At 41.8% G+C, this 12,110-nt stretch carries 12 protein-coding genes; 10 read left to right on the forward strand and 2 right to left on the reverse strand.

Annotated features, from left to right (window positions below; translation table 11 throughout):
• The first annotated feature begins 101 nt into the window (after nt 1-101).
• The 5 genes from BK575_RS11365 (at nt 102) to BK575_RS11385 (ending at nt 6,835) form a co-directional block, all read left to right on the forward strand.
• Complete coding sequence (locus BK575_RS11365) at nt 102-293, forward strand: cold-inducible protein YdjO-related protein (protein WP_078410467.1); 192 nt, start codon at nt 102-104, stop codon at nt 291-293.
• A gap of 624 nt (nt 294-917) precedes the next feature.
• A complete protein-coding gene (locus tag BK575_RS11370; RefSeq protein WP_139368018.1) occupies nt 918-2,756 on the forward strand; it encodes a sigma-54-dependent Fis family transcriptional regulator in 1,839 nt (612 codons plus the stop codon).
• A gap of 245 nt (nt 2,757-3,001) precedes the next feature.
• Entirely contained in the window at nt 3,002-4,345 is a 1,344-nt protein-coding gene (locus tag BK575_RS11375; protein ID WP_078410468.1) for a GntP family permease, read from the forward strand.
• 37 nt (nt 4,346-4,382) lie between these two features.
• A complete protein-coding gene (locus tag BK575_RS11380) occupies nt 4,383-5,288 on the forward strand; it encodes an NAD(P)-dependent oxidoreductase (RefSeq protein WP_078410469.1) in 906 nt (301 codons plus the stop codon).
• Between the two features lie 83 nt (nt 5,289-5,371).
• Nucleotides 5,372-6,835 (forward strand): CoA-acylating methylmalonate-semialdehyde dehydrogenase, encoded by a 1,464-nt coding sequence (locus BK575_RS11385; RefSeq protein WP_078410470.1) that lies wholly within the window; start codon nt 5,372-5,374, stop codon nt 6,833-6,835.
• A 46-nt stretch (nt 6,836-6,881) separates the two neighbouring features.
• On the opposite strand, the gene BK575_RS11390 is transcribed toward BK575_RS11385, so the two are convergent.
• Nucleotides 6,882-7,001 carry a YjcZ family sporulation protein gene (locus tag BK575_RS11390; RefSeq protein ID WP_078410471.1) on the reverse strand — a complete coding sequence of 40 codons (120 nt, stop codon included), beginning with the start codon at nt 6,999-7,001 and terminating at the stop codon, nt 6,882-6,884.
• A 162-nt stretch (nt 7,002-7,163) separates the two neighbouring features.
• Between BK575_RS11390 and BK575_RS11395 the strand changes: the two genes are divergently transcribed.
• Both BK575_RS11395 and zwf read left to right on the forward strand, forming a co-directional pair.
• Nucleotides 7,164-7,358 (forward strand): hypothetical protein, encoded by a 195-nt coding sequence (locus BK575_RS11395; protein WP_078410472.1) that lies wholly within the window; start codon nt 7,164-7,166, stop codon nt 7,356-7,358.
• 116 nt (nt 7,359-7,474) lie between these two features.
• Complete coding sequence (gene zwf, locus BK575_RS11400) at nt 7,475-8,917, forward strand: glucose-6-phosphate dehydrogenase (RefSeq protein WP_078410473.1); 1,443 nt, start codon at nt 7,475-7,477, stop codon at nt 8,915-8,917.
• Between the two features lie 62 nt (nt 8,918-8,979).
• On the opposite strand, the gene trpB is transcribed toward zwf, so the two are convergent.
• Nucleotides 8,980-10,149, reverse strand: coding sequence for a tryptophan synthase subunit beta (gene trpB, locus BK575_RS11405; protein WP_078410474.1), 1,170 nt, complete (start codon nt 10,147-10,149; stop codon nt 8,980-8,982).
• Nucleotides 10,150-10,284: 135 nt separating this feature from the next.
• Here trpB and BK575_RS11410 point away from each other — a divergent pair, with 135 nt between their 5' ends.
• The 3 genes from BK575_RS11410 to BK575_RS11420 all read left to right on the forward strand — a co-directional run bounded on the left by BK575_RS11410 (nt 10,285) and on the right by BK575_RS11420 (nt 12,056).
• Nucleotides 10,285-11,097 (forward strand): divergent polysaccharide deacetylase family protein, encoded by an 813-nt coding sequence (locus tag BK575_RS11410; RefSeq protein ID WP_078410475.1) that lies wholly within the window; start codon nt 10,285-10,287, stop codon nt 11,095-11,097.
• A 228-nt stretch (nt 11,098-11,325) separates the two neighbouring features.
• Entirely contained in the window at nt 11,326-11,769 is a 444-nt protein-coding gene (locus BK575_RS11415; RefSeq protein ID WP_078410476.1) for a hypothetical protein, read from the forward strand.
• Nucleotides 11,757-12,056 carry a YxcD family protein gene (locus tag BK575_RS11420; RefSeq protein WP_078410477.1) on the forward strand — a complete coding sequence of 100 codons (300 nt, stop codon included), beginning with the start codon at nt 11,757-11,759 and terminating at the stop codon, nt 12,054-12,056. The genes BK575_RS11415 and BK575_RS11420 overlap by 13 nt, the downstream gene beginning before the upstream one ends.
• Nucleotides 12,057-12,110 lie beyond the last annotated feature (54 nt).

Below are 12,110 nucleotides of genomic sequence, written 5' to 3' on the forward strand. Positions count from 1 at the left end.
TCAACTAGTCATGATTTTCGTTTAAAGCGCAGCTCGCTGTCTTTGAATACGGGATAAAAGAAAGGGAAATGAGCATACTAATAAAAAAAGGAGTTTTGCCCATGTACTTTGCGAAGAAAGGGAAAGAAGAGGTTGTTAATACGATTGAGGACACGAATGTATATGCCTGCGAATCCGACTCCTGCAACGGCTGGATGAGAGAAGAATTTTCTACCGCAGACTGTTCTTGTCCAATCTGCGGTAGCAGCATGAAAGCAGAAGTACGTGGTCTGCCGAAAATAAAAGTGGATTGATGGATCTTTACTTTGGCTAAAGGTACGATTTACAGTTAAGCACATTTAAATAAGAGTATGTTTTCATACAAAAACAAAACCACCGGCAATATAGCCGGTGGTTTTGTCGTTATAAAATAAAAAATTTAAGGGCGGTGCTTAGCGGCTGTCCTTTTTTATTGACACCATGATTCAGTCATTCAAGAGACTTTTTCAGAATTCTCGCTCACATTAATAAATTAAACTATGTGCTAAATGATAATAATAAACAATTAAAAAGTCTACAAGACAAAAACACTCAATCCTACAAAAAGTTCTCATTTTTAGTCAACATAATTAAATTATTGTAGATAAATAGTATATTCCATTATTCATTCAACCAATAATATTTCTTGTTCCATTTACTATATAGAGAAATAGGAGCAAAAAGGGGGAAAGAGAAAAAACATTTGGACGAACGGCTCTGACGGATAGAGCAAGAATATTAACCTTCGCTCAAAACAAACGATACAACCTGATTTTCTGGAGATTCTTCATAAAGCTTTACTTTTATGAAGGATTTAATGATGGTTAGTAGAAATCAAATGATGGGATATTCACTCCAAATTTCGCTAAGGTTATCTTCGAATAAAGGGGAGATATTATATGAACCGACACACCACCTTTCATAACCATTCGCCCTACAAAAAAGATGAATGGGCGGTATGGCGCTGGATGAACTCGCATGTTCCGTCTTTAACGCATACGATGACGTTAAATGAAGCAGCTTATTTTTTAATCGAAAATGAACGGCAGGAAGCACCCGTCAAAGATACGAACCATCGCTTCCTCGGTATCCTTTCCATAGCTGATATTATGCAAAACGTGCTGGAAGGGAAAAGTCTTCAGCATACTGTGGGAGGCTTTTACCAAAGAGATACTCCAATCCTCCATCCCCATGATGAACTAACAAACATTTTCCCTTTTAAACGCTCTGAACTGCCTGTGGTTGATGAAAAGGGATTTTTACTCGGTATCGTATCACAAAAAGATTTCATGAGTCAGTATGCCGAAAATATAAAGAAAATCGATACGATGGAAAAGATGATTGAATGGTTTGAAGTTTGTTTTGACACCGCTTATGAAGGTATCGCCGTTGTGGATGAAAATGGAATTATTCGCATGTTTAATGAAGCGTACAGTCGATTTGTCGGTGTGAAAAAAGAAGACGCCATCGGAAAGTATGCCGAAGAAGTTATCGAAAATTCACGGCTTCCAATTGTTCTCCAAACAGGTATTCCAGAACGCAATCAAGCACATGTACTGCAAGGGCAGGAAATGATTGTTCACCGCATTCCGATATGGAAAGGCGACAGCATCATCGGGGCCGTCGGAATGCTTATTTTTGAAGGAGTTTCAGAGCTTTATAACATTCTCGAGCGAGTGCAGACCCTCCAGCATAAAACACCCCATGCTTTCATTAAAATAGAAGAAAAAAAGAAAAAAGTAGAAAAAGTAACATTCGATCAAATTATCGGTGAAAGCATTAGCATTGCCGACGCAAAAAAAATGGCCCGGCGGGCAGCCCAAACATCGGCATCTGTTTTAATAATGGGGGAAAGCGGTGTCGGAAAAGAGCTGTTTACTAAAGCAATCCATGATTTAAGCCATTACAGGGCAGGACCGTTTGTAAGCATAAATTGTGCTTCTATACCTGAAAATTTGCTGGAGTCTGAGCTTTTTGGCTATGCAGAAGGCGCCTTTACCGGATCGAGAAAAAATGGCAAGCCCGGAAAATTTGAGCTGGCTCATAAAGGTACGATCTTTTTGGATGAAATCGGTGATATGCCCCTTCATATGCAAGCGAAAATCTTGCGAGTTCTGCAAGAAAAGGAAGTGGAACGCGTAGGGGGAACGAAACCGATTCCTGTTGATTTCCGAGTAATTGCAGCGACAAACCGAAACCTTGAAGAAATGATCAAAGAAAAAACCTTCCGTGAAGATCTCTTTTATCGTTTGAATGTCATTCCCATTACCATTCCGCCGCTTAGGGAAAGAAGAGAGGATATTCCAGTCCTTGTTTCTCATTTACTGCAGAAAATGTGTGTCAAAAATCAAATTTCTCCAAAAGAAATGGATGGAGAAGCGATGAAGGTCATGATTCATTACCGGTGGCCCGGCAATATCCGGGAGTTAGTCAATATTGTAGAAAGGCTGGTCACATTATCAGAAGGAAAGAGAATCCGACTGATGGATTTACCGGATTATTTCCATCACAATAAAAAGAAAGACAGTGTAAAAAAAATTGATGAACCTCTTCTCTTGCCGCAAGAAAAAAACTTATTTCAAAGAGCTAAAGAAAGCGGCCTTCAAGAAGAAAAAGCTTTAATATCACAAGCATTAATAAAAGAAGGAGGAAATAAATCCCGTGCTGCAAAACGGTTAGGCATGTCCAGGGCCACGTTATACAATAAGCTAAAAAATTTTAACAATGGTTGGTCATGATGTAGACAACTATTATACAGTTGTCTAAAAACTGTCTAGTTTATAAGACAGTTTTTTTGTTTTATTTTTTGAAAATTCAATAAAAATACATAAAGAAGGAGATTTTTCATACTGGCATGAAACTTGCAATATTTATATGGCGAAGGGATGAATGAAAGCGCTTTTATTTAGGTGATTCTTGTTTCTGATATCTTCTCATGCATCGCCTGTAAAGAGAATGATAGAAAGAATTAGGGGGAGATTTTATGTTGCTCAGCTCGATTGGTTTATTGGCAGGTTTAGCTTTGTTAATGGTCTTGACAATGCGCGGAGTGAACATTATTATTGCCGCTATTGTTTGTTCGTCTATTGTGGCCATAACAGGAGGCCTTTCATTGGAGAAGGCACTCACAGACTATTATATGAGTGGATTTACAGGTTTTTTTGCATCTTGGTTTCTCGTCTTTTTATTGGGAGCTGTGTTCGGCAAAGCCATGGAGGAAACGGAAGCGGCTTCTGCCATTGCAGATTGGGTAAAGAGACGGATAGGAGCGAACCGGGCTGTCTTTGCCGTCGTTGCAGCATGCGCTGTCATGACATATGGCGGAGTAAGCGTCTTTATTGTTGCGTTTTCCGTTTATCCAATTGCGGTTGCTTTGTTTAAAAGCGCCAATCTTCCGCATCGTTTCATTCCCGCAGCCATGGCGTTTGGATCCATTTCGTTTACTATGACTTCTCCCGGTTCACCAGAAGTACAAAACCTCATTCCTACTGAATTTTTTAACACAACTCCAACAGCCGGCGGTTTGGTCGGGGTCTTAATGGCCTTGCTCATTATGGTTTCAGGGGGCTTTTTCTTAAAAAGAATGGTCACAAAAGCAGTACAAGCCGGAGAGATATTTCAACTGCCAGGCGAGGAGGAGATGCCTGATCATCCATCGAGCAGACAAGTGCTGGGAGAAATCAGTACAGCGTTAGAAGAAACGAAAAAATTACCATCTATTTTAATTGCCATTCTTCCTTTAGTGTTGGTCGTGGTCATTTTAAACGTAATGTCTACATACGTGTCAGCAACATGGGCCATTGTGATCGCATTATTTATCGGAATTGCCGTTGCATTAGTCCTCATGAATACATACACACGAGAGTACGGGAAGATTTTTGGAAAAGGCAGTGAAAATGCTCTTCTAGCCACAGCAAATACATGCGCTGTGGTGGGATTCGGATCGGTAGCAAAAGAAGTCCCATCTTTTAAGGCATTGATCGAAACTCTCGTCAACACACCTGGAATGGAGTATGCCGGACTTGCGATAGCTGTCACAGTCATTGCCGGCATCACTGGATCCGCTTCAGGAGGTCTTGGAATCGCCCTTCCGATTTTAGCACCGCTTTATATGACACAAGGACTGGATCCAGGTGCGATGCATCGTATTTCAGCGCTTGCCTCAGGAGGGTTAGATTCCCTTCCGCACAATGGTTACATTGTGACAACCGTGCGAGCTGTATGTAACGAAACACATAAAAGAGCGTACAAACCTATTTTCGTTTTAAGTGTTGTGGTTCCGATGATAGCTGTAATATTGGCCGTCATCCTTTATACATTCCTATAAGAGATAACTATATCAGTTGATAGAAGGAGGAAGAAGAATGGAAAACACAAAAAATATTTTGTTTATCGGGCTTGGGAATATGGGATTACCGATGGCTTCTCAGTTGTTAAAAGCAGGATATACGGTATATGGAGTGGACGCTAACCCGCAAGCGGAGGAGCGTTTTGCCTCATTAGGGGGAGAGACCGGGATTCCATTGGAGTTCATCATGAACAAAGTCGACGTCATTATGACAAGCTTGCCCACCCCTCAAATAATTAAAAGCGTTTACTTCGGTGAGGAAGGGATCATCCACCACGCTCATCCTTCTCAGCTCTTCATCGATTTTAGTACCGTATCGCCAAGATTGAATGAAAAGATCGCTGAAGCTTGCCGACATAAGAATGCAGCCTATTTAGGAGCTCCTGTCAGCGGCGGGGTGATTGGTGCAGAAGAAGCAACTCTGACGATTATGGCAGGAGGGCAAAAGGAAGCATTTGAAAGAGCTGTCCCACTCTTAGAAAAAATGGGGAGCGGCCTCTTTCATGTCGGCGATAATCCAAGCTCGGGAACGATCATTAAACTGCTAAATAATTTAATGGTTGGCTTTTACACACAAGCCGTGGCTGAATCCGTTTCCTTAGCCGAGAAAATGGGAGTGGATTCGGAGACACTGTTCGATATTTTAAATGTAAGTTATGGCCAAAGCCGTATCTATGAACGAAACTACAAACAGTTTATTGCTCAAAACCACTATAAGCCAGGATTTGCGACGAATCTTTTACTGAAAGATTTGAAACTTGCAAAAGAAATGGCCGTTCAGTGCAAGGGAGAACTGCCGATTGGAGACAAGTTGATTGAGCTTTACGAAACTGCAGTGGATCAAGGATATGGAGAAGATGATATGGCATCAGTGTATTTAATGTTAAAGAATAACGTTGCGCGAAAAAAAGAGAACGTCTAATAAAGTGAAGGTTTGATAGATCGTTAGAACAGGAGTTTTACTAATTAAAAGAAATCATTGAAAAATAAGGAGGAAAAATAAAGATGAATACAACGACAGCAGTAAAGGAAATCAAAAATTTTATTAATGGGGAATGGGTGCGGTCGGAATCATCGCAACGTGATCAGATTCCAAATCCCGCCACGGGAGAAATCATCGCAACCGTCCCATTATCGACCAAAAACGAAGTGACAGAGGCGGTTAAAGCGGCAAGTAAGGCCTTTGAATCCTGGAGCAAAACACCGGTTCCAAACCGAGCACGTCTCTTATTTAAATATCGTCAGCTATTAGAGGAACATAAAGAAGAATTGGCTGTTCTTATCACAAAGGAAAACGGAAAGACATTGACTGATGCCCGAGGTGAAGTACAACGCGGAATCGAAGTCGTGGAAGTGGCTTGTGCAGCTCCGACTCTTATGATGGGAGAAGCGCTGCCTGAAATTGCCGCTGAAATTGAAGGGGCGGTTTATCGTTATCCTTTAGGAGTTACAGCAGGGATTACGCCATTTAATTTCCCGATGATGGTCCCTTGCTGGATGTTCCCTGTGGCGATTGCTTACGGAAATACATTTGTTCTTAAGCCATCAGAGCGTACGCCGTTACTGGCGGAGCGATTAGTCGATTTATTTATGGAAGCGGGGCTGCCAAAAGGGGTGTTGAATGTCGTACATGGTGCCCATGATGTCGTAAATGGCATTTTGGAGCATCCGGATATTCAAGCGGTATCATTTGTCGGCTCCACACCAGTGGCAGAATATGTATACAAGACAGGTACCGCAAACGGAAAACGGGTACAAGCGCTGGCAGGAGCGAAAAATCATGCGATTGTTTTAGAAGACTGCCATCTGGAAAAAACAGTGCACGGAATCATCAATGCGGCATTCGGAAGTGCAGGTGAACGGTGCATGGCGTGTTCGGTTGTAGCGGTCGTGGATGAAATCGCAGATGAGCTCATTGACCGCCTGGTTGAAGAAGCAAAAAGTCTGAAAATCGGGGACGGGTTAGAAGAAGAAAACTTCATTGGACCGCTTATTCGCGATTCCCATCGTGATCGTGTCGCTCGTTATATCGAAAAAGGCGAAGAAGAGAATGCCTCCTTGTTAGTGGATGGACGTGAACCGGCCAGCAAAAAAGAAAATGGTTATTTCCTCGGAGCAACGATTTTCGATCATGTAAAAGAAGACATGAGTATTTGGCAAGATGAAATCTTTGGTCCTGTTTTAAGCATTGTGCGTATTAAAAATTTAGATGAAGGCATTCAGCTTGTAAACAAGTCCAAATTTGCCAATGGAGCCGTCATTTATACGTCCAATGGCAAATCCGTTCGTCATTTTAGAGAAAATGTGGATGCAGGAATGATTGGCGTAAATGTGAATGTTCCAGCCCCGATGGCAATCTTTCCGTTTGCCGGAAATAAACATTCCTTCTTTGGAGACTTAGGAACAAACGCCAAGGATGGCATGCAATTTTATACACGAAAAAAAGTGGTCACAACCCGCTGGTTTTAAGTAATAAGAAAAAAAGCCTTGTCACAGGACAAGGCTTTTTTTCTTATTAGTATCCGTAACCGCAGAAGCAGCTAGCACCGATGATAATTAACAAAATGAACAATACGACTAATAAAGCGAAACCTCCGCCATGACCGAAGCCAGCACCTGCAACAGGAGCACCCATTGTAATTCCTCCTTTTACATTTACGTTCTGTTTGAATCACTAAAGACTCTGGATTCTCTTTATCATACGTTGAAAGAGCCTTCGCGAGCCAGTCTCACTAAAAAATGGGTTCATGCCCCGTATTCAATCTGAATCTGCTGGGCAGTGTTTGGGGCTTGAATTGTGAGAAATGAATGGATAAATATGACGGAAGTACAAAACATATTGAAAAAGCATGGATTTAAAGTTCAGTATGGGAATGAAGAGAAAATCGGGGAGCATTATCCTTTTAAAAAACGGTCTGCCATTTACACGGAAGAGGATGATGCGATTCGATTTGATTCTTATGATGATTTACGATGGTTTTCTCCATATTGAATAAACGACAGCTTTAAAGCCTATTTCCGGGAGAGTTACTGTTGATTGAAGTGTACTGTTATCATTTTTTGAAACGGGGTATAGAAGAAAAAAAGAGTTGAAAACGGAGTGATAGCATGGAACCGATGGCATTTGTATTATTTGGAGCAACCGGAGATCTCGCGAGACGGAAACTGTTCCCTGCTCTATACCGCTTATTCCTTGATCAAAAGCTTCCGCAAGAGATGATCGTGGTCGGGACGGGAAAAGGGGAAAAGACAGATGAACAATTTCGTGCCCATGTTCATGATTCATTAGAAACCTTTTCGAAACAAGTGGATGAACTGGATCCGAACTTTGATGATTTTCTTGAGATGTTTCATTATTGTGCATTGGATGCCCGCAATGGGGACGACTACAAAAAGCTGCTGGAACTGGTTCAGCATCATGAAAGAGAATATGGGATTCCTGAGAACCGTCTCTTTTATCTTTCGGTCTCTCCTGAATTTTTTGATACAATTGCGTTACATATAAAAGAAGCAGGATTAGGGGACACGAAGGGTTGGAAACGTCTCATCATTGAAAAACCATTTGGAAGAGACTTAGATACGGCCCGCCTTTTAAATGAAAAATTGAATCAGGCATTTGACGAAAAAGAAATATATCGAATTGACCATTACCTTGGAAAAGGAATGGTTCAAAACCTTCGAATGCTGCGGTTTGGAAACTCTATTTTTGAACCCCTCTGGAATAAGGAGCATATCGCCAACGTTCAGATTACTGCGACTGAAGTTGTGGGAGTGGAAGGGAGGGCTGATTATTACGAGAAATCAGGGGCTCTCCGGGACATGTTCCAGAACCATTTGCTGCAGCTGTTCATGCTAGTTGCCATGGAACCGGAGGAACTGGCAAGGGAAGAAGATGTTCACGAAAAGAAAAAGAACGTATTAGCCTCGTTACGTCCTATTCAAAAGGAAGATGCAGCCAAGCATATCATCTTCGGCCAATACGGTCGAGGGGAAACGGATGGACATAAGGTCATTGGATATCGGCAGGAACCGGGGGTTGATCCGCTTTCCAAAACTGACACGTTCATCGCGGCCCGTTTATATGTGGACAACGCTCGTTGGTCGGGTGTTCCTTTCTATATTCAAACGGGAAAACGCATGAACATGAAGTCGACTAAAATTATTATTGAATTCAAACGTTCGGCGGATGAAAAGGATGCCGGATTTCCACCTAATTTGCTGGAGATTTCCATTGGTCCTGATACCGCTGTTTCCTTTCGAATCAACAGCAATGATTTAGAAAGAGAAGACCGAGTAGAACAAGTAAACATGAAGTATAAAGAACGCTCTAAACATGTGCAGGAAGCGTATGAACGACTGCTTTTTGATGCCTTTAAAGGAAACTCCACCTTTTTTGCCCGGTGGGGGGAAGTAGAGGCGGCATGGAAATTCGTTCAGCCTCTATTGGATTCGATGGCAGAAGACCTCTCCTTATATGAGTATCCTGCAGGTTCAAGAGGACCGAAAGCTTCTCGCCAACTGCTTCAAGAGGATGGGTTTAGATGGTGGTAAGGAAAAAGCCAGTACCTTAATAGGCGCTGGCTTTTGGTGCCGATTAAATGAAAGAAGTTCCTTTATCGTGCCGATTTCAGCATATTAAATACTTGCTCGACATCTTTGTCTCCTCTGCCCGATAAGTTAACAATGATGCTCTCATCTTTCCCCATCGTCCCTGCAAGCTTCATGGCATAAGCGACAGCGTGTGAGCTTTCGAGCGCCGGGATGATGCCTTCTAATTTTGATAATGTTTGGAATGCTTCCAATGCTTCTTGCCCCGATACCGTCACATATTCGCTCCTGCCTGTTTTCTTTAAATAGCTGTGCTCAGGTCCAACTCCCGGGTAATCTAAACCGGCGGCAATGGAGTAGGTTGGTTTAGGGTTTCCTTCTTCGTCCAATAACGTGTAACATTTAAACCCATGAATGACAGCCGGTGAACCCTCTGTTAATGTCGGGGCTTCAGATGGCTCTACTCCAATCAATTGAACAGATGGTTCGTCAATATAATGGGCAAATGCTCCGATTGCATTGCTCCCGCCTCCAACGCAAGACACAACGGCAGAAGGCAGTTTTCCTTCCTTTTCTAATATTTGCCGCTTCGATTCCTCACTGATGATAGCCTGGAAATGCTTGACCATGGTCGGGAATGGATGCGGTCCGACTGCTGAACCTAATAGATAGAATGTATCCTTATAGTTTTCCACTAAATCATTCAGTGCCGCATCGACCGCATCTTTTAAGCGGCCTTGTCCACTTGCGACCGGTACGACTTTCGCTCCAAGCAATTCCATGCGGAACACATTGAGCGCCTGTCGCTCTGTATCCAGTTTCCCCATGTAAATCGTGCAATCCATCCCAAAAATGGCGCAGGCTGTAGCGGTTGCCACACCATGCTGGCCCGCTCCGGTTTCAGCGATAATCCGATGCGCTCCCATCCGCTTAGCAAGCAAAATTTGACCGATGGCATTATTGATTTTATGGGCGCCTGTATGGTTTAAATCTTCCCGCTTTAAGTAGATTTTCGCTCCGCCCGCTTTAGCCGTAATATTTTTGGCATAAGTAAGAGGGTTTTCACGCCCGATATATTCTCGTAAATAAAAACGAAGTTCTTCTATAAATTCGGGATCATCTTTATAACGTTCGAAGTTTTCATCTAATATATTTAACACGTGCTGTAAGTCTTCGTTAACAAAACATCCGCCAAACTCCCCGTAAAACCCTTTTTCTACCTTGTTCATACTCATTTTCCATCACTCCTTAATTATATGTTTGTTAGAACATCTACCCCATATATAGTACCATAAATATTCTGAATATTCCTTCTTATGTGAAGGGGAAAATAGAGGACAAAATAAGGAGGATTGTGAGGAAAAGCGGGCATGATAATAGAAAAAGGAGAGATTGATTTGAAAACATCGTTTATTTTCGTCTTGCTCATGTTTACCTTTAGTACGTCTGTTTTTGGACAAAATCCATCATCATCGTCTGTTCCCCATAAAGAGTTAGCGATTGTCATTGATGATTTTGGCAACGATATGGCCGGAACGGAGGAAATGTTAAAACTGCCTGCAACATTAACGGTAGCGATCATGCCCTTTCTTTCCACCACCAAAGAGGATGCCGAACAAGCCCATCAATATGGTCATGAAATCATTGTTCACTTACCGATGGAACCGGTAAAAGGGAAGAAAAGCTGGCTTGGACCGGGTGCCATTACGACCGATTTGAGCAATCAAGAAATTCGCAAGCGAGTCATAGCTGCGATTGAAGCGGTTCCGCATGCTGTGGGAATGAACCATCATATGGGATCGAAGGCAACGGCTGATGAACGTGTCATGCGCATTGTGCTCGAAGTTTGCAAGGAGCGCGGTCTGTTTTACTTAGACAGCAAAACGACAGGAAAAAGTGTCATTCCGAAGCTGGCAAAAGAGTTAGGCGTCCCTTATTTGGAAAACGAATTGTTTTTTGATGACATTTATACGACCCAGCATATTGTCAAACAAGCGAATATACTGGCAAAGAAGCTTGAAGAGGATGAGCAAATGATCGCGATCGGCCATGTAGGTGTTACGGGTCTGAAAGTAGTAAGTGTTTTAAAACAATATATTCCGGTCTATAAGCACGAAGCCGATATCGTCCCGCTTTCAGAACTGATTCCCGAGTATAAAATGATCAACAAAAGCATGCCGTAACAGCATGCTTTTTTGCTTGTTACACATAATGATTTTGCAGGTTTCAGAGCGATTGAAATAGGAAAACAAAAGGATAGAGATCGTTTGAAATAGTTGTGAAAAAAAATGAAACCTTTTAATTAGGACAAACGTAATAGTAAAAGAAGAAACAGAATGTCCTCTTCAACGGATAAGAATACCAAACTAAACACACTAAATCATATAGCTTTTAAGGAGGAATTTTAAAAAATGAAAAAATTAATGACAGCAGTTTTGGCGGCGGCTATTGCCTTTACACCAGTAGGCGGAGTCGTTTTCCATGAAGAAGCAAGCGTGGTAAGTGCTAAATCATACAAATCAGGTAAAAAATCTTTTAATCTAAACAATAACAGCTCATCCACTAATCAGCAAAAAGATACGCAAACAAATAGTTTCAGTAAAAAAACAACAAAAGATTCAACGAAAACGGCTGCTAAACCGAAAACAGGCGGCATCATGAAAGGTCTTCTTTTTGGTGGTCTTGCAGGACTAATGCTTGGCGGACTATTAGCGAATCTTGGCGGGTTAGGTGCCATTATTGGCTTGCTTATCAACGTATTGGCCGTAGTCGTGTTGATTTCAGTCATTCGTAAAATTTTTACTCATTTTAAAAAGAAACGTGAAGAAGAAAAGATGAATCCATGGAGAAGCTAAAAATTTTAGAGCAAGACATCATTAATGCACTTTGTTTATACGTAGCCGATAAAAAACAAGTATCGCCGCAAGAAGTGGAAATTGAATTAATGTATGACGATGATTACGGGTTTTCGGCGGAGTCACATGTTAACGGGCGATCACAAATATTGATTACGGCCAACATGATTGAAGCTCTTCGTCTTTGGCTGGATGTCCAACTGGGAATCGACCCGTTTGGAGCGGGACTGGAGCTAGTTTTGGATGATCATGAAGGTATTATCGCTTACGCGCGGGTTAAACGATAAAAAACGGGAGACATCGTATATATAGTAAATATTTATACTAAAACTTCATAATAT

The sequence above is a fragment of the Priestia abyssalis genome (genome assembly GCF_002019595.1).
Taxonomy (GTDB): domain Bacteria; phylum Bacillota; class Bacilli; order Bacillales; family Bacillaceae_H; genus Bacillus_BA; species Bacillus_BA abyssalis.

What these genes read in the sequence shown, in the direction of transcription:
- BK575_RS11380 (WP_078410469.1), top strand. Translation starts at nt 4,383, where the DNA reads ATGGAAAACACAAAAAATATTTTGTTTATCGGGCTTGGGAATATGGGA.
- BK575_RS11390 (WP_078410471.1), bottom strand. Translation starts at nt 7,001, where the DNA reads ATGGGTGCTCCTGTTGCAGGTGCTGGCTTCGGTCATGGCGGAGGTTTC.
- BK575_RS11385 (WP_078410470.1), top strand. Translation starts at nt 5,372, where the DNA reads ATGAATACAACGACAGCAGTAAAGGAAATCAAAAATTTTATTAATGGG.
- BK575_RS11415 (WP_078410476.1), top strand. Translation starts at nt 11,326, where the DNA reads ATGAAAAAATTAATGACAGCAGTTTTGGCGGCGGCTATTGCCTTTACA.
- BK575_RS11365 (WP_078410467.1), top strand. Translation starts at nt 102, where the DNA reads ATGTACTTTGCGAAGAAAGGGAAAGAAGAGGTTGTTAATACGATTGAG.
- zwf (WP_078410473.1), top strand. Translation starts at nt 7,475, where the DNA reads ATGGAACCGATGGCATTTGTATTATTTGGAGCAACCGGAGATCTCGCG.
- BK575_RS11420 (WP_078410477.1), top strand. Translation starts at nt 11,757, where the DNA reads ATGGAGAAGCTAAAAATTTTAGAGCAAGACATCATTAATGCACTTTGT.
- BK575_RS11375 (WP_078410468.1), top strand. Translation starts at nt 3,002, where the DNA reads ATGTTGCTCAGCTCGATTGGTTTATTGGCAGGTTTAGCTTTGTTAATG.
- trpB (WP_078410474.1), bottom strand. Translation starts at nt 10,149, where the DNA reads ATGAGTATGAACAAGGTAGAAAAAGGGTTTTACGGGGAGTTTGGCGGA.
- BK575_RS11370 (WP_139368018.1), top strand. Translation starts at nt 918, where the DNA reads ATGAACCGACACACCACCTTTCATAACCATTCGCCCTACAAAAAAGAT.
- BK575_RS11410 (WP_078410475.1), top strand. Translation starts at nt 10,285, where the DNA reads ATGATAATAGAAAAAGGAGAGATTGATTTGAAAACATCGTTTATTTTC.